Source organism: Nocardia sp. NPDC087230, assembly GCF_044744725.1.
Taxonomy (GTDB): domain Bacteria; phylum Actinomycetota; class Actinomycetes; order Mycobacteriales; family Mycobacteriaceae; genus Nocardia; species Nocardia canadensis.
In genome coordinates this window covers 93334-109425 of the sequence record NZ_JBIUYV010000002.1, presented here as the reverse complement: position 1 = coordinate 109425, position 16092 = coordinate 93334, and the positions used below count along the sequence as shown (strand labels likewise).

General features: G+C 67.3%; 21 protein-coding genes. 15 read left to right on the top strand and 6 right to left on the bottom strand.

The window, feature by feature from the left end; translation table 11 throughout:
- The first annotated feature begins 84 nt into the window (after nucleotides 1–84).
- Complete coding sequence (locus tag ACIO52_RS06825; protein WP_316573535.1) at nucleotides 85–339, top strand: hypothetical protein; 255 nt, start codon at nucleotides 85–87, stop codon at nucleotides 337–339.
- Nucleotides 340–406: 67 nt separating this feature from the next.
- Complete coding sequence (locus ACIO52_RS06820) at nucleotides 407–619, top strand: hypothetical protein (RefSeq protein WP_218719429.1); 213 nt, start codon at nucleotides 407–409, stop codon at nucleotides 617–619.
- Nucleotides 620–637: 18 nt separating this feature from the next.
- On the opposite strand, the gene ACIO52_RS06815 is transcribed toward ACIO52_RS06820, so the two are convergent.
- Nucleotides 638–2212 (bottom strand): alpha/beta hydrolase, encoded by a 1575-nt coding sequence (locus tag ACIO52_RS06815; RefSeq protein ID WP_402642289.1) that lies wholly within the window; start codon nucleotides 2210–2212, stop codon nucleotides 638–640.
- 401 nt (nucleotides 2213–2613) lie between these two features.
- On the opposite strand from ACIO52_RS06815, the gene ACIO52_RS06810 reads away from it, so the two are divergent.
- The 10 genes from ACIO52_RS06810 (at nucleotide 2614) to map (ending at nucleotide 9048) form a co-directional block, all read left to right on the top strand.
- Nucleotides 2614–3261 carry a YoaK family protein gene (locus ACIO52_RS06810; RefSeq protein ID WP_374104883.1) on the top strand — a complete coding sequence of 216 codons (648 nt, stop codon included), beginning with the start codon at nucleotides 2614–2616 and terminating at the stop codon, nucleotides 3259–3261.
- Nucleotides 3262–3532: 271 nt separating this feature from the next.
- The gene (gene rpsH / locus ACIO52_RS06805) at nucleotides 3533–3931 is read left to right on the top strand and encodes a 30S ribosomal protein S8 (RefSeq protein ID WP_067491077.1); all 399 of its coding nucleotides are present in this window, start codon (nucleotides 3533–3535) and stop codon (nucleotides 3929–3931) included.
- 15 nt (nucleotides 3932–3946) lie between these two features.
- The gene (gene rplF / locus ACIO52_RS06800) at nucleotides 3947–4486 is read left to right on the top strand and encodes a 50S ribosomal protein L6 (RefSeq protein WP_019045067.1); all 540 of its coding nucleotides are present in this window, start codon (nucleotides 3947–3949) and stop codon (nucleotides 4484–4486) included.
- A 2-nt stretch (nucleotides 4487–4488) separates the two neighbouring features.
- Nucleotides 4489–4896 carry a 50S ribosomal protein L18 gene (gene rplR / locus ACIO52_RS06795; RefSeq protein ID WP_218719431.1) on the top strand — a complete coding sequence of 136 codons (408 nt, stop codon included), beginning with the start codon at nucleotides 4489–4491 and terminating at the stop codon, nucleotides 4894–4896.
- A 31-nt stretch (nucleotides 4897–4927) separates the two neighbouring features.
- Nucleotides 4928–5578 (top strand): 30S ribosomal protein S5, encoded by a 651-nt coding sequence (rpsE, locus tag ACIO52_RS06790; RefSeq protein WP_218719432.1) that lies wholly within the window; start codon nucleotides 4928–4930, stop codon nucleotides 5576–5578.
- A 2-nt stretch (nucleotides 5579–5580) separates the two neighbouring features.
- Nucleotides 5581–5760, top strand: coding sequence for a 50S ribosomal protein L30 (gene rpmD, locus ACIO52_RS06785; RefSeq protein ID WP_019045070.1), 180 nt, complete (start codon nucleotides 5581–5583; stop codon nucleotides 5758–5760).
- A 1-nt stretch (nucleotide 5761) separates the two neighbouring features.
- The gene (gene rplO / locus ACIO52_RS06780; RefSeq protein ID WP_019045071.1) at nucleotides 5762–6205 is read left to right on the top strand and encodes a 50S ribosomal protein L15; all 444 of its coding nucleotides are present in this window, start codon (nucleotides 5762–5764) and stop codon (nucleotides 6203–6205) included.
- Nucleotides 6206–6360: 155 nt separating this feature from the next.
- Nucleotides 6361–7683: a preprotein translocase subunit SecY gene (secY, locus tag ACIO52_RS06775; RefSeq protein ID WP_218719433.1), complete on the top strand. Its 1323-nt coding sequence runs from the start codon at nucleotides 6361–6363 to the stop codon at nucleotides 7681–7683.
- Complete coding sequence (locus ACIO52_RS06770) at nucleotides 7680–8225, top strand: adenylate kinase (RefSeq protein ID WP_218719434.1); 546 nt, start codon at nucleotides 7680–7682, stop codon at nucleotides 8223–8225. Before secY ends, ACIO52_RS06770 begins: the two co-directional genes overlap by 4 nt.
- Before the next feature lie 25 nt (nucleotides 8226–8250).
- Nucleotides 8251–9048: a type I methionyl aminopeptidase gene (map, locus tag ACIO52_RS06765; protein ID WP_218719435.1), complete on the top strand. Its 798-nt coding sequence runs from the start codon at nucleotides 8251–8253 to the stop codon at nucleotides 9046–9048.
- Nucleotides 9049–9081: 33 nt separating this feature from the next.
- Here the strand turns inward: map and dtd are convergent, their stop codons facing one another.
- Both dtd and ACIO52_RS06755 read right to left on the bottom strand, forming a co-directional pair.
- Entirely contained in the window at nucleotides 9082–9525 is a 444-nt protein-coding gene (gene dtd, locus ACIO52_RS06760) for a D-aminoacyl-tRNA deacylase (RefSeq protein WP_218719452.1), read from the bottom strand.
- A 32-nt stretch (nucleotides 9526–9557) separates the two neighbouring features.
- On the bottom strand, nucleotides 9558–11057 hold the full coding sequence (locus ACIO52_RS06755; RefSeq protein WP_255588051.1) for a hypothetical protein: 1500 nt from the start codon (nucleotides 11055–11057) through the stop codon (nucleotides 9558–9560).
- Nucleotides 11058–11314: 257 nt separating this feature from the next.
- Between ACIO52_RS06755 and ACIO52_RS06750 the strand changes: the two genes are divergently transcribed.
- From ACIO52_RS06750 to ACIO52_RS06740, 3 genes are all read left to right on the top strand, one after another.
- Complete coding sequence (locus tag ACIO52_RS06750) at nucleotides 11315–13309, top strand: hypothetical protein (RefSeq protein WP_402642278.1); 1995 nt, start codon at nucleotides 11315–11317, stop codon at nucleotides 13307–13309.
- Nucleotides 13306–14100 carry an ESX secretion-associated protein EspG gene (locus tag ACIO52_RS06745; RefSeq protein ID WP_218719438.1) on the top strand — a complete coding sequence of 265 codons (795 nt, stop codon included), beginning with the start codon at nucleotides 13306–13308 and terminating at the stop codon, nucleotides 14098–14100. Before ACIO52_RS06750 ends, ACIO52_RS06745 begins: the two co-directional genes overlap by 4 nt.
- Before the next feature lie 114 nt (nucleotides 14101–14214).
- Nucleotides 14215–14532 carry a hypothetical protein gene (locus ACIO52_RS06740; protein WP_218719439.1) on the top strand — a complete coding sequence of 106 codons (318 nt, stop codon included), beginning with the start codon at nucleotides 14215–14217 and terminating at the stop codon, nucleotides 14530–14532.
- A gap of 30 nt (nucleotides 14533–14562) precedes the next feature.
- Here ACIO52_RS06740 and ACIO52_RS06735 read toward each other — a convergent pair whose 3' ends face one another.
- Genes ACIO52_RS06735 through ACIO52_RS06725 form a run of 3 tightly spaced genes read right to left on the bottom strand, consistent with a single transcriptional unit; the run spans nucleotide 14563 to nucleotide 15934 of the window.
- The gene (locus ACIO52_RS06735) at nucleotides 14563–15015 is read right to left on the bottom strand and encodes a TY-Chap domain-containing protein (protein ID WP_218719440.1); all 453 of its coding nucleotides are present in this window, start codon (nucleotides 15013–15015) and stop codon (nucleotides 14563–14565) included.
- Nucleotides 15012–15509, bottom strand: coding sequence for a DUF6301 family protein (locus ACIO52_RS06730; protein WP_402642274.1), 498 nt, complete (start codon nucleotides 15507–15509; stop codon nucleotides 15012–15014). The genes ACIO52_RS06735 and ACIO52_RS06730 overlap by 4 nt, the downstream gene beginning before the upstream one ends.
- Before the next feature lie 41 nt (nucleotides 15510–15550).
- Nucleotides 15551–15934: a hypothetical protein gene (locus tag ACIO52_RS06725; RefSeq protein WP_316573542.1), complete on the bottom strand. Its 384-nt coding sequence runs from the start codon at nucleotides 15932–15934 to the stop codon at nucleotides 15551–15553.
- Nucleotides 15935–16092: the final 158 nt, after the last annotated feature.

Genomic DNA, 16092 nt, shown 5'->3' with positions numbered 1-16092 from the left:
CGGTCGCCGCCCGCGCTTCCGGAAGATGGGTGAAATATTCGGATTTCACTCTTGTGGAATGCTCGCGTCGTGTTCCCTTGGCGCATGAAGAAGTTCGTCACTGTCGCCGCTCTGTCCTGTGCCCTGCTGTCGGCCCCCGCCGTCGCCACCGCCGCCCCCGTCACGCCCGCGCCGGTCGCCGACTCCGGTTCGGCGCAGGGCGGCACCGGTTCCTCGCAGGGTGGCTCGGGGTCCTCGGAGACCGCGCTGATCTGCTCGCCGATCGCGCAGGTGCTGTTTGCCACGGGCAGCGTAGAGAAGCCGCCGCTGTACGACCTGATGTGCATGATCGTCGGATAGCCCTCGAAGCTGTTGCCCCGGCAACTCGGGGCGTGCGCACAGCGGGGGCGGACGGCACGGTAGGCGCATGAAGAAGTTTGCCGTGTCCTCCGCTCTTGCCCTGTTCCTCCTCGCCCCGGTCGTCACCGCGACCGCCGCCCAGGCCGAGGCGCCGGTCGCGGACAGTGGGTCGTCGAGTCTGGATGTGCTCTGCAGTCCGGTCGGTGGGCTGCTCGTTCTCGCGGGGAGTGCGGAGAATCCGTACGGCCCGCTGCTCAGCATGGTGTGTGTGACCCGCTGACGGGCATGTCCCGGTAGGTCAGCGGAAGGGGGACCGGTCGATGCCGCAGCGGAGGTCGGCCGGGGGGAGTTGGCCGGTGAACAGGTAGTCGCGCTTGACGTGTTCGGCGCAGGTGCTGGGCACGTACATGCTGCTGTGGCCCGCGCCTTCGATCACGACCACGCGGGCGTGGGCCAGCTGCGCGGCGCCGGCGACGGCGCCGCGCAGGGGCGTCGCCGGGTCGTACCGGCTGTTGAGGACCAGGATCGGGGCGGCGGTGTCGCGATTCCAGGGACCGGTGTAGCGGTCGACGTCGCGAGCAGGCCAGAAGGCGCAGGGCAGGGCGTTGAAGACGGCGGTGCGGCCGAAATACGGGACGCGCAGGTCTTCGAGGGCGCCGGCCCGGCGGTAGACGGCGGGGTCGGTCGGGACGGCGCTGTCGGCGCACTGGATCGAATAGAACGCCTCGACGCGATTGCCCGGCTGCTCTTTCGCGAAGACCGCGTCGTGCGTCACGGCCGGAACCAGCGCGGTGCCCGCGTCGAAGAGTTGCTGCAACAGCAGCGCCAGGTCGGGATAGGTTTCCGGGCGCGCGAGGCTGCCCGCGGCCGCGACGAGCTGCCCGTACGTCCACGGGGTGCCGTCGACGACGATGGGCGCCAGGCGCGCGCGTTCGGCGAGCGCGATCCATTTGAGTTTCGGCTCGCCCGCCGAGAACGCGCAGTCCGGGCCCGCGGCCGAGCAGGCGCGCAGGAACGCGTCGAAGGTCTCGGCGACGGCGTCGGCCACGCCCTGCCTGGTGTCCAGCGGCAGGGTCGCGCCGTCGGTGCCGTGTCCGTTCGCATTGCCCTCGAAGTCCAGCGACCCGTCCAGTGCCATCGCCCGCACCCGGCCCGGGAACATGTTGGCGTAGACCGCGCCGACCTGGGTGCCGTAGGAGATGCCGTGATAGCTCAGCGCGGCATCGCCGACCGCGCGGCGCAGCAACTCCAGGTCGCGGGCGGTGTTCGCGGTCGAGGCGTGCGCCAGGATCGGGCCCGCGGACTCCGCGCAGCGGCCCGCGATATCGGCGGAGCGGTCGAAGAACTCCGGCTCCTCGGCGGGGTTCGACGGTGTGCCAGGGAAGGTCGCGAAGTAGGCCTGCTGCTCGTCGGACGAGGGAAAACAGCTGGTCGGGGCGCTGCGTGCGACCGAGCGCGGGTCCCACGACACCAGATCGAAGCGGGCGCGCAGCTCCTCGGAGAACAACCACGGCCACCGCGCCCGCTCCCGCAGCCGATCGACACCGGACGGTCCGGGCCCGCCGAAGTTCACGAACAGGGTGCCGATGCGCCGGTCGGGATCGGTCGCGGGCAGCTTGATCACCGCCAGGTCGATCTGCTCGCCCTGCGGACTGCGGTAGTCCAGCGGCACCTGCGCCCAGGCGCAGGAGAAGCCGTCCTCGCAATCCGACCACCGCAGGTCGGGAGTGCCGGCGGCCTCGGCGAGCGGGTCGACGTACGGATCGGCGGCGCGGGCGGGCGCGGGGATGGTGAGGGCGCCGAGACCGAGCAGAACAGCGAGAACGCGAGTCCAGCTACGGCGAGTTCCACGGCGCCCAGAGCGCGAATACAACTGCCGAGCCTCCTGCACAGATCGGGCGAACCTCGCGAAGCTATCACATGCTTTCCTCAGGAAACTAGTTGGCGGCGAACGGAATTCGCCGAGCGCACCCCCGTCCGGCCTGGTCCGGACCGCCCGCGCGGGAATTTGTTTCGAATTGTTCGGTGAACGTGAGGTTAAATATCCCGAGGTCAATTCTGTGTTTTTCCCGATAATCGTGAAATCGCGGTGGCCGACCCTCTGATCCATCGCTAGGGTCGGGATGGTCGCGCGGAAATGTGGCGCGACCGGGTGTCAAAGACGATCCCTAATTCCAGGACAACCGGAGGAGTGGGATGGTGACGACAACCACAGAGAAAACCGGGCGTGACCTGGCCCACCGGGCGCCGCTACGCGGGATTCCCGCGGGCGCGATGCCGATGGTCGCCTTTCTTTCGATATTGGCCGGATTCATCGGCGCGGCCGCCTATACGCATTCCGCCGGATATTTCGTGACATTCATGACCGGAAATACCGAGCGGGCCGTTCTCGGCTGGTTCGACAATGATCAGCTGCTGGCCGTCGGTGCCATCACGCTGCTCTTCTCGTTCGGGCTCGGCGTGTTCGTCGCCTCGCTGCTGCGCAGGCGGTGGTGGCGCGACAGCCGCCACGGCGCCGCGGTGGTGACCACCGCGGCGCTGGTGGTGGCCGCGGTCGTCGACTTCGCCCTCGACCGCACCGGCGGTCAGGAGGTGGGGTTCATCCCCATCGCGTTCGTCGCCTTCGCGGTCGGCGCGCTCAACACCGCGTTCGTGAAGAACGGCGAGACCAGCGTCCCGCTGAGCTATGCCACCGGGACCGTCGTGAAGCTGAGCCAGGGGATCGAAAGCCATGTCAGCGGCGGTAGCGCTCGCGACTGGCTCGGCTACGGCGGGCAGTACGCGGCCTTCGCGGTCGGCGCCTTCCTCGGCGGAGTGATGAGCCTGGTCGTCGGTGGCGAGCTGATGCTCATCGTGGCCGCCGCCGTCTCGGCCGCCGCGGCGATGCTCACCGCCAAGGCGGCGCGCGCGGTCGCGGCCTGACGCATCCGGCCGCGCGAACCGACCCCGATTTGGTCCTGACCACGGCGTTGCCTACACTAGAGCGGTTGCCTGGGCACCTCTGTGTCCGCTGGCGCCTCGCTGATGTGTGTAAGCGGGCGGACGGTCCAGGCGCCGAGAGCTCGTTAAGAGAACTCATCCGGTCGGTAAGTGCCGTCCGGACCAGCCGAATTGTTGTAGGCCCACGGTCGGCGTGTGTGAGCGCGCCGATGCTGCATGGGAACCGCAGCGAGAAAGGTGTCGAGGTCTAACCATGACCATGACTGATCCGATCGCAGACTTCTTGACGCGTCTGCGCAACGCCAACTCGGCGTACCACGATCAGGTGAAGGCGCCCCACTCCAAGCTCAAGGCGAACATCGCCGAGATCTTGAAGCGTGAGGGCTACATCGCCGATTACCGCACCGAAGACGCGCCGGTGGGCAAGGCCCTCGTCGTCGATCTGAAGTACGGCCCCAGCCGTGAGCGCAGCCTGCAGGGCCTGCGTCGCGTCTCGAAGCCGGGTCTGCGTGTGTACGCGAAGTCCACCAACCTGCCCAAGGTCCTCGGCGGCCTCGGCGTGGCGATCATTTCCACGTCGACCGGTCTGCTCACCGACCGTCAGGCGGCCAAGCAGGGCGTGGGCGGCGAAGTCCTCGCCTACGTCTGGTAAGGGAGGTCAGGACTAATGTCGCGTATTGGTAAGAAGCCCATCGAGATTCCGGCCGGCGTCGACGTCACCATCGACGGCCAGGTCGTCACGGTGAAGGGGCCCAAGGGCACCCTGTCGCACACCGTGGCCGAGCCGATCACCGTCACCAAGGGTGAAGGTAACGAGCTGGAGGTGGCCCGTCCCAACGACGAGCGCGCCAACCGTTCGCTGCACGGCCTGTCCCGCACCCTGATCGCCAACATGATCGAGGGTGTCACCAAGGGCTACGAGAAGAAGATGGAAATCTTCGGTGTCGGTTACCGTGTGGCCGCCAAGGGCTCGAACCTCGAGTTCGCCCTGGGCTACAGCCACCCGGTGCCGATCGAGGCCCCGGAGGGCATCACCTTCGCGGTGGAATCGCCCACCAAGTTCTCTGTGTCCGGCATCGACAAGCAGAAGGTCGGCCAGATCTCCGCTGTCATCCACGGACTGCGTAAGCCCGACCCGTACAAGGGCAAGGGCATCCGCTACGCCGGCGAGGTCGTTCGCCGCAAGGTCGGAAAGACGGGTAAGTGATCATGGCGCAAACTGCTAACCAGAAGGCCAAGCGGATTCCGCTGGGCAAGGACAACTCGACCAAGCGTCGGCTGTCCAAGACCCGCCGTCACTTCCGTCTGCGCAAGAAGGTCGTCGGCACCACCGAGCGTCCGCGCCTGGTGGTCAACCGCTCCTCGCGGCACCTGCACGCTCAGCTCGTCGACGACTCGGTGGGCAAGACCATTGCCGCCGCGTCCTCGATCGAGGCCGATGTGCGCGCGCTGGAGGGCGACAAGTCCGCCAAGGGCGCCAAGGTCGGTCAGCTGATCGCCGAGCGCGCCAAGGCTGCCGGTATCGAGTCGGTCGTGTTCGACCGTGGTGGTCACGACTACCACGGCCGCATCGCGGCGCTGGCCGATGCCGCTCGTGAAGGCGGGTTGAAGTTCTGATGACTGTTATTTCGAACGGAAGGAACGTCTGATGCCGGGACGTCAGCGGCGTGACGGCGGCAACGGACCCGCCGGACAGAACAGCAATGCCCCCGAGGGCAACCGTGGCGACCGCCGCGGTGGTGGCGATCGTCGCGGTGGCGGCGACCGCCGCGACAACGCTGCCGAGAAGAACCAGCTCGAGCGCGTAGTCGCGATCAACCGTGTCTCCAAGGTCGTGAAGGGTGGTCGTCGCTTCAGCTTCACCGCCCTCGTGATCGTCGGTGACGGCAACGGTCTGGTCGGCGTCGGCTACGGCAAGGCCAAGGAAGTTCCCGCGGCCATCCAGAAGGGTGTCGAGGAGGCTCGTAAGGGCTTCTTCCGCGTCCCGATGATCGGCTCGACCATCACCCACCCGGTTCAGGGTGAGGCGGCGGCCGGCGTCGTCATGCTGCGTCCGGCTTCGCCCGGTACCGGTGTGATCGCCGGTGGCGCGGCGCGTGCCGTGCTCGAATGCGCCGGCATTCACGACATTCTGGCCAAGTCGCTCGGTAGCGACAATGCGATCAACGTCGTTCACGCGACGGTTGCCGCGCTCAAGATGCTCCAGCGTCCCGAAGAGGTTGCCGCGCGTCGCGGTCTGCCGATCGAGGATGTCGCTCCGGCGGGCATGCTGCGTGCGCGTGCGGGACAGGGAGCCTGACCATGGCTGATCTCAAGGTGACCCAGATCAAGAGCACCATCGGCGCCAAGGCGAATCAGAAGGACTCCCTGCGTACGCTGGGCCTTCGCAAGATCCGTCAGAGTGTTGTCCGCGAGGACAACGCTCAGAACCGCGGTCTGATCAACGTCGTGCGCCACCTCGTAACTGTTGAGGAGGTCTGACATGACCATCAAATTGCACCACCTGCGTCCTGCGCCGGGTTCCAAGACCGAGAAGACCCGTGTGGGTCGCGGTGAGGGTTCCAAGGGCAAGACCGCCGGTCGCGGTACCAAGGGCACCAAGGCCCGCAAGAACGTCTCCCCGGCGTTCGAGGGTGGCCAGATGCCGCTGCACATGCGCCTGCCGAAGCTGAAGGGCTTCACCAACCGCTTCCGCGTGGAGTACCAGGTTGTGAACGTGGGCCGCATCGCGGAGCTGTTCCCCGAGGGCGGCACGGTCGGTAAGGCCGAGCTCGTCGCGGCCGGCGCCGTTCGCAAGAACGAGCTGGTCAAGGTTCTCGGCGACGGTGAGATCGGCGTGGCGGTCCAGGTGACCGCCGACAAGGTGACCGGCTCCGCCAAGGAGAAGATCGCCGCAGCCGGTGGCACTGTCACCGAACTGGCCTGACGGTACTGTTAGTCAGCAGTGGACACCGGACGAGTCGCGAGCTCGTCCGGTGTCACTGTTAGAGTTCAAGTGTTGTCTGCCAAGCTCGTCATCGGCTGACGTTTCCGTAGAACCGAAGTCGCATGGCATGACCATGTCGTTCGCCAGGAGGATCTGTGCTTTCCGCCTTCGTATCGGCCTTCCGGACTCCGGACTTACGGCGGAAGATTCTCTTCACGCTGGGGTTGATCGCGCTGTACCGGTTGGGTGCCGCGCTGCCGTCCCCCGGCGTCGACTACCGCGCGGTCCAGGACTGCGTGAAGCTGGTCTCCGGCGGTGATTCCGCCGGTATCTACCAGCTCATCAATCTCTTCTCCGGTGGTGCGCTACTGCAGCTGTCGGTGTTCGCGATCGGCATCATGCCGTACATCACCGCGAGCATCATCATCCAGCTGCTGACCGTCGTCATCCCGCGGTTCGAGGAACTGCGCAAGGAAGGCCAAGCAGGCCAGACCAAGATGACGCAGTACACCCGGTACCTGTCGATCGCGCTGGCGATCCTGCAGGCCACGGGTCTCGTCGCGCTCGCCGCGCGCGGTCAGCTGCTGCAGGGCTGCACCGAGCCCATCCTCGCCGACACCAGCATCTTCGGCATGATCATCATCGTCCTGGTGATGACCGCCGGTGCCGCGCTGGTCATGTGGTTCGGTGAGCAGATCACCGAGCGCGGTGTCGGTAACGGCATGTCGCTGCTCATCTTCGCCGGTATCGCCGCCCGCCTGCCGATCGACGGCAAGCGGATCCTCGACTCCGACGGTGGCCTGATCTTCGGCCTCGTGTGTGCCGCCGTCCTGGTGATCCTGGTGGCCGTGATCTTCGTCGAGCAGGGCCAGCGCCGGATTCCGGTGCAGTACGCCAAGCGCGTCGTCGGTCGCAAGATGTACGGCGGTTCCTCGACCTACCTGCCCTTGAAGGTCAACCAGGCCGGCGTCATCCCGGTGATCTTCGCGTCCTCGCTGCTCTACCTGCCGAACCTGATCGCGCAGCTGACCGGGTCCAGCACGGCGACGGAGCCGAGCTGGTGGCAGGAGATCATCCAGAAGTACCTGGTGAACCCGGGCAACCCGGTCTACATCGCGATCTACTTCGGTCTGATCGTGTTCTTCACCTACTTCTACGTCGCGATCACCTTCAACCCGGAGGAGCGCGCGGATGAGATGAAGAAGTTCGGCGGCTTCATTCCCGGTTACCGTCCGGGCAAGCCGACCGCCGACTATCTCAACTACGTTCTGAGCCGCATCACCCTGCCTGGCTCGATCTACCTCGGTCTGGTCGCCGTCCTCCCGAACCTGTTCCTGGACATGGGCTCGACCGGTGGAGCGGCGAACCTGCCGTTCGGCGGTACTGCGGTCCTCATCATGGTCAGCGTGGGTCTCGACACGGTCAAACAGATCGAGAGCCAGCTGATGAATCGAAATTACGAAGGGTTCCTCAAGTGAGAGTTGTTCTGCTCGGTCCGCCGGGTGCCGGCAAGGGTACTCAGGCCGTCCTGCTGTCGGAAAAGCTGGGCGTTCCGCACATCTCCACCGGAGACCTCTTCCGCGCGAACATCAGCCAGCAGACCGCCCTCGGTCGCGAAGCGCAGAAGTACATGGACGCGGGTGACCTCGTCCCGAGCGACGTCACCAACCGCATGGTCGAGGCCCGCGTCGGTGAGCCGGACGCGGCGAACGGCTTCGTCCTCGACGGGTACCCGCGCACGACCGACCAGGCCGATGCGCTGAAGAAGATCCTCGAGCACAACGGCACCGCGCTCGACGCCGTGCTGTGCTTCGTGGTCGCCGAGGACACCGTGGTCGAGCGCATGCTCGCCCGTGGGCGCGCCGACGACACCGAGGACGTCATCCGCAACCGGCTGCGGGTCTACCGTGAGGAGACCGAGCCGCTGCTCGAGTACTACGACGGTCTGGTCGTGACCGTCGACGGTATCGGCGAGGTCGACGAAGTCAACGCACGGGCGCTGAAGGCGCTCGGTCAGTAACCACCGATCGGAGTACTGAGGCCGGATGGTCTTCAACCGTAAGAAGAAGGTCGTGCCGTTCCGTTCGGCGGGCGAGCTGGATGCCATGGCGGCAGCCGGCGCGATCGTCGGGCGGGCGCTCGTCGCCGTCCGCGCCGCGGCCAAGCCCGGCGTCTCGACGCTGGAGCTGGACGAGGTCGCCGAGCAGGTGATCCGTGACGCGGGCGCCGTGCCGTCGTTCAAGGGCTACCACGGCTTCCCCGGCTCGATCTGTTCTTCGGTCAATGACCGTGTGGTCCATGGGATCCCCTCGGCGAAGGAAATCCTCACCGAGGGCGATCTCGTCTCCATCGACTGCGGTGCCATCCTCGACGGCTGGCACGGTGACTCGGCGTGGACGTTCGGCGTCGGCAACATCATCGAGGCCGACGCGCTGCTGAGCGAGGCGACCAAGTTGTCGATGGAAGCGGGCATCGCCGCGATGCTGCCGGACAATCGCCTCACCGACGTCTCGCATGCCATCGAGCTCGGCACCCGCGCCGCCGAGCGCGAGCACGGCCGGGCCTACGGCATCGTCGACGGCTACGGCGGTCACGCCATCGGCCGCGAGATGCACATGGACCCGTTCCTGCCGAACGAGGGCGCCCCCGGCAAGGGCCCGCGCCTGGTCGTCGGTTCGGTCCTGGCGATCGAGCCGATGCTCACCCTGGGCACCACCGAGACCAAGACCCTCGACGACGAGTGGACCGTGGTCACCACCGACGGCACCCGTGCCGCGCACTGGGAGCACAGTGTCGCCGTCACCGAGGACGGTCCGCGCATTCTCACCCTGCGCCCGGAGTAGTCGGCGCGCAGCAGGTTTCGAACGACGGCCCGGTCAGCCTTCCAGCAGGATGGTGACCGGGCCGTCGTTCGTCAGCTCGATGCGCATGTGCGCGCCGAAGTGCCCGGTGGCCACGGTCGCGCCGAGTTCGCGCAGGGTATCGGCGAAGGTGTCGACGAGAGGTTCGGCATGTTCCCCCGGGGCGGCCGCGTTCCAGGACGGTCGCCTGCCCTTGGCGGTATTGGCGTAGAGGGTGAACTGGCTGACCACCAGGATGGGCGCGTTCAGGTCCGCGGCGGAGCGCTCACCGTCGAGAATCCGCAGCCGCCACGCCTTGTCCGCCAGGGCTTTCGCGGTCGCCTCGGTATCGGTATGGGTGGCCCCGACCAGGGCGAGCAGCCCGTGCGGCACCCCCGCGCCGGCCGGGTCGATCCGGCCGACCACCTCGTCGTCGACGCTCACCTGGGCACTGGTCACCCGCTGCAGCAGTACTCGCACAAGCACCGATCATGCCAGGCGCCGACGACGGGTCAGGGCTTGCCGAAGAACAGGATGTCGGTGCCGTACTCGGTGAGCGGGCGACTCTCCGCGGCCTGCCGGATGCCGCTGCCGGGCAGCTCGGTGACCTTGGCGAACATCGGCGCGTTGCCGAAGGCCGCGCGGACCTGCGTTTCGGAGGCGTAGTCGGCGCCGTAGTCGGCCAGGGTCGCGAAGTCCAGGGGCGCCAGTGGCGCGTCGAGCGGGGCCTGTCCGGCGGGCCTGCCGAGCGCGGCGTACTGGGTGGCGACGCCGTTGTCGTAGAGGCACAGCTCGTAGGAGATGTTCTCGATGGTGGCGACGGTCAGGACCGGCCACTTCTCCGAGAGCCGCACGGCGAGCGGATGCTTGCCGAGCGCACCGATCTCCCAGTTCAGGCTCTTCACCGAAATCCAGCTGCCGGAGGACTTCTCGACCAGCACCACATCGGCGGACAGCTCTACGGCCGGGTTGGTGACGGGTTCCTTGACCCCCCAGTGCTTTTCGTGCACCCCGGCGAATCGTCCCGCGTCCACCGGCTCGACACCGTCGCGCGCGAAGGCCGCCACGATCGCCGCCCGCACCTGCTCGAGCGCGTCCGGCGCCGAGCAGCGCACCGCGAGCGCGCCGTAGGTCGCCGAGATCTCCACCGGCCGCGACGGCGGTTCCGGCATCGCGCCCGCCGCGAGGGGCTTGAGCCCGACCAGCGCCAGCCGCCAGTTGATCTCGTCGATGGTGGCCAGGTCGCCACCCGACTGGTAGAGGATCTGCTGCTGGGTGAGCCGCCCGGCCCGCTCCAGCGTCGGCGCGCCCAGCTTGATCAGCGCCTGGGTGGTCTTGACGGTGAGATCGAGTTCTTCGACCCGGGTCTCGCGCAATCGCGCGGTGCTCGCCGCGGAGGTGACCTCGGAATACAGCGTGCGATAGCTCGCGATGGCCTGCTTGCGTGAGCGGCCGACCATCATCGTGCGCAGCAGTGTGCTCAGGCTGGCCAGATACTTGCCGGGCTGTTCGCAGGTGCGCGCGTACATCGCGGCGCGGATCCGCACCGCGTCCTCGGTGGCCGCCACCGCGGCGTCGTGATCGAGCCGCATCAACCACACGCCGCACTTGGACAGCCCGTCGGCGCACATCGGCTGTACATCCGGATAGTCCTGCGCGACCTGGCGATACGCCTGGCACGCGCTGCGAATGGTATTGGTGGCCAGCTGTCGATGTCCGACCAGCCGCGTCGCCTGCTCGAACAGCCGCAGCGAATCCTGCAGCGCACCGGCGTATTCGTAGCTGACGTAGCCGCCGACCAGCCAGTGCAGCCGGATGGCGACCGCCTCCTGGGCCGGTTCCAGCGCCTCGGCGGTGCGATCGCGACCCGACGGATCATCCCGGGTGGCGAGTAGGCCCTGGGCCAGCTCGGCGAGGGAGCCGGCCAGCCGCAGGTAGTCGGCGGGGGCCTGGCTCCTGGTCGCGGTACGGTCGGCCGCTACGCGCCGTTCGAGGCCGCTCACATCGGTCATGAGCAATTCCATCGCGACGTCAATCCTGGCCTCATCCATCGTTCGAGCACGGCCACTGGGCGGCCGTTCAGTGTGTCGTCCGAGTTTGGCACAGATCGGCGGTGGCTGCCGGACCGTCCGGCGAACCCGGATGTTCATCCACGAGGGAGTCCGGTGTTTCCCTGTGGCTGTGCATATTTCGCATTGCTTACTAGAATGCATGCGATCGAGCCGACTGCGCGAGGGTCGTCGGTGGGGCGCTGCGAGGAGCGGTTGGCGTGGGAGATTCTCCCTACGAGGGGTTGGCGGGCAAGGCCAAGATCAAGGTGGAGACGGGCGCCGCGCTCGAAGCCGCCAAGGCGTGTAGCTCGGCGATCGAGATATTCAAGGGCTGTCAGAACCTGATTCGCGACCACGATCTCAACAACTACGACGAGTCGAAGCTCGGCGGCAGCCAGGTCGACGCGGGTCCACCACTGCGGACCAAGTTCATCACCGAGGCCACCCAGGCCAAGGACCTCATCGGGCGCTACATCGATTCGCTCGAGGACCTGGTGACCATGTTCAAGGCCGCGGGCGAGTCCTACACCGAGACCGACAAGGGCTCGGGCGACAATATCGCCGCGCTCAAGGGGCAGCTGAAGGACGTGAATTCCGCGCCCGGAGCCAAGGACCTGAAGGGCGAGGTCACCGAGGCCGGTGGCTACAAGCCGGCGCACTGGGAAGTCGATGTCAAGGTGCGACAGGGCACCGGCATGGAAATCAAGATGGAGAAGCACAACTACGACATCGAGACCGCCAACGTGCCCAAGCACGCGGGTACCGCGACCGCGGAGTCGGTGGGGGTGCGGATTCCGGTGCGGGCGGCGGACAACATGTCCTGGCGCGATATGTACGACCTCGGTCAGCGCATCTCCTGGCAGGAAGTGGCCAACGACGCCCCGATCTGGGAGGCGATGGCCAACGCTGTGCACGGCGCCGCCTACGACCTCGACCAGAAGCTCGCCTCGATCACCGCCGATCGGTGGCAGAGCCAGGGCGGCGACACCGCGCGGGCGGCGATCGCCACTTTCGGCCAATCCGCGATGGTGGCCAGCGATTCCTTCAGGATGATGCAGTCGAACCTCGAGTACACCGCGAACTGGCTGTACGCGACCAAGGTCTGCATGCCGATCGAGACCGAGGACAAGTGCGACGACGATCTGCAGGAGAACCGCGATCGGTACGAGCGTCACTACGTCAACGGGGTGATGAACACCGAGAAGTTGTTCCCGGCGGCGGCCGAACCCGCGGCGCCCAAGGGCCCGGTGACGACGCCGAACAACAATAACAACAACAACGGCAACAACAACAACGGCGGCAACAACAACGCCGGCAACAACAACGGCGGCGGCAACAACGGCGGCGGCAACAACGGCGGCGGCAACAACTCCGGTGGCGGAAGCAACAACTCCGGTGGCGGTTCCCAGCAGACGGCTGCCAGCCAGGCCGCCCAGCAGGCGGCGTTGCAGGCCGCCCAGCAGGCGCAGTCCGCGTTGCAGCAGAACGGGACCAAGGGCACCCAGAGTGGCACCGGGCAGACCGGGTCGACCGGTCAGACCGGCTCGACCGGCTCGGTCGCGGGGTCGGGCGGGTCGACCGGCTCGAGCAGTGGTTCGGGCTCGGGCGATATGTCGAGCATCCTGTCCTCGGTGATGTCGGCGGTCACCTCCGCCGTCAGTTCCCTGACGCAGGCGCTGCCCTCGCTGGCCACTGCGCTGCAACAGATCTCGGCCGACACGACCGGCTCGACCACCGCGTCGGGCCTACCCGACTTCAGCCAGCTCGGCAACCTCCTCGGTCAGTTCCCCGACCTGAAGGAGATCCTCGCGCAGTCGCCCGAGCTCACCGGGCTGATCGCGGGCAACCCCGCGCTGTCGCCGCTGGCCGAACTGCTCGGCGTCGAAACCGCGACCTCCGATCCCGACGGCGCCGGCGTGCCCGGGGAGACGACGGAAACCGCCACGGCTTCGCGGGCGTCGCTGCCCGACTTCTCCAACCTGCTGTCCGGCCTGGACGAGATCGTCGCCCCCATCACCGGCCTGGTCGCGGAGTCGCTGTCGACCGAGGCGCCCGCCCAGGTGGTCGAGGGCGCCGAAGCGTCGGTCCCGGTGCTCGAGCTGCCCGACCAGGCGTTCTCGATGCCCGACCAGGAGTTCCACGCGCCGATTGCACCACTCGACGACACTGATCCCGGAACGATCACCCGTGCGCGTCCGGAGGTCGGCGCGTGAGCCAGCGCTGGGAACTCACCGACATCGAATTCCGGGTGCTGTGGCAGCGCTTCGTCGGCACCGATCTGCCACGCCCACTGACCTTCCAGTCCACGACGCGTCTGCACGAGGACTACGAGGCCGAGAAGTACCAGGTCTGGCAGCGGCTACAGCACACCGCCGATCCGGCGCTGCGCACGGTCTTCGACGTGCTCGAACGGCCGGAAGCGTATGTGCGCCTGCGCGGTTGGAAGGACGACGCGCGCAGCAACGCCGAGTACTGGCTCAAGGCGCGCGCCGCCCGGGCCGGTGCCAGCGGGTATCTGATCTACCAGCTTCCGGGTGAAACCCCCACCCACAGTGGCGGTTACGTCGTCGTCGACATCGGGCCGTACGGGCTCGCCGACGCGATCGTCGACCTCATGCCCGCCACCGGCGCGGGGCGCGGGGGCATCATCCCGCTGGTCACCGGCACCGGCCGCGACGACGACCAGCAGCGACAGACCTCGATGTTCTTCGAGGAAGCCGACACCTCGATCGTCGATCGCAGTGCCGAATTCCTGAATCGGCCCGCCGAGCGCACCGGCACGATCAACATCCTGCAGAACCAGTCGATGTTCGGCTCCCGTGGCATGCACCGCGACATCCTGGTCTGGCGCGACCTGCCCGACGACGGCCGCTACGTCATCGGCCTGCCGAACGAGAACCCGCTCGCCACACCGATGTCCAGATCCGATCTGGTCGACGCGGTCAACAGCTCGATCGAGCGAATGATGTCGCGGGTGGAGTCCCATTGGGAGGCGAACGCCTAGGTACCGGACGTTCACGGCGGCGTCACGCGAGGTTCGCTCCGCCGTGTGAGACTGTTGCGCAGGCGAAGGACTTGTGGTGTGCTCGGTGCTACCACTCGTGGAGGGATGAGGGCGATGACGTTCGAATACGACGCCGACAACTTCCGGACCGCGGCGGGCAAGTCGCGCAATGTCGGAACCCAGCTCACCAACATCATCAACACCCTGAACAGCTCGCTGAACGGGCGCGGAAACGTCTGGGGCAACGACAAACTCGGCCAGAGCTTCAACGACGGCCCCGGCGGCAACGACGGCTACGACTCCTCCTGGACCAACACCAGCGACAACGTCAAGACCATGGCGAAGTCCATGGGCGACTTCGCGGACGGCCAGACCGAGAGCGCCGACTACATCGACAAGATGGAACAGGGCAACCGCAACGGGTTGACGTAGGAGGCGGACTCGACTCGGTCGGTCCGGCCGCTACTGCATCGACTGACGGCTCAGGCCCAGCGTGGGCAGGTCGAGATCGGGGTGGCCGGCGCGGTCCGTCCAGGCGTCGTAGACGAGCCCGGCGGGGCTGGTGATGCCGTACCCGTCGCGGAGTCCGGCGACGGCGAGCTCGGCGGCGCGGCGACGGTCGTCGCCCGTGATCGGCGCGTCGAAGTCGACCCACCACAGATGGGCGTTGTCCACGTCGGGCTGGTTCCAGCCGGCGTCGGTGATCGCCCGGTACCCGGCAGGGTCGGGCCGTCGGCTCTCGTCGAGGAACCGGTCACCGATCAGCTGAGCCGACAGCACGTCTTCGTCGCGAGCGAACTGGACGAAGCGGCGGATGCGGGCCGGTTCGGGTTCGAAGACGATCACCCGTGCGCCGAGCGGAAGGGCTTCGAGCTCGGCGGCCAGATGTTCGGCGAACGCGGTCCAATCGGTCACAGCTGCCCCTGTCGGGAGAGCTCGACGCCTTCGTCGAAGAGTTCCAGCCATTCGTTGGACGCCAGGGTGAGGGTGATCGAGCGGGGGAGCGCCGCGAGGATCAGTGTCGAGGCGGAGCCGGTCCAGCGCAGCTGGGGACTACCGTCGGTGATCCGGGCGCTCGGCGCGCCCAGCGTCGCCTCGAGTCGCGTGGCCATCGCGGTGTAGGCCTGCTGAACGAGGGTGTGGGTCTGGTCGGTGTCGGGGCCGATGGTGCTGGCGCTGACCTGGATCTGTTCGACGTCGCCGTCGTCGGCGAAGACCTTTCCGCTGGCCGAGCCGAGGCCGGTATCGAGCATGGCCCAGTCGTCGTCTTCCGAAGTGGCGACGACGCGCCAGCCGAATCGTTCGGCGATCTGGGGTATTTCGGCGAGCTGCCAGGACCAGTCGAGTGCGCGCAGTCGACCGCCCAGCTCGGCGACCTCGTCGGGGGTCCGGGTTCGGAAGTCGGTCAACGGTTTCTCCTCTTGGCTCGCGACAGGCAAGGACGGCACGGTCAGAAGTACGACAGGAACGCCGCGTCGAAATCGGGGTCGCGGGTGTCGAAGTTCTGCGGGGTGTAGTCGAGGGCGCGGACATGGTCGACGAACTCGGCCGGGAGGACGAGGGGCTGGTCGGCGAGGTACTTCAGGGAGTCCTCGCGCCAGATCCAGACGCCGTCGGAGTAGAGGGAGGGGCCGCCCTCGATGTCGGTGCCGGGGGTGAACAGGTCGGGTGCTTCGCCCATGACATCGAAGATCGCGCGGACCTTGCGCATGTAGTTCAGGATTCGCTCGCGGTCGGCTTCGACGGCGCCGGTGGGCGCGTCGTGTACCGAGGGCAGCTCGTCGTGCGCGCCCTCATACATCTCGCGGTACATGGCCACGGGCTTCAATTCCATTGCGTGCGTCCTGCTCTCGGTGTTCTGGAGTTCGTGCCCGGCTCTCGTGCTCGTCGGTCCGTGCTGGTCGGTCGAGCCCGCGCTTCGGCGAGCCGCCGACCTCGATCCTTCGCGTGCGCAACCGGGTCGTCAAGTTCATCCGTACCGACCGGTGGATG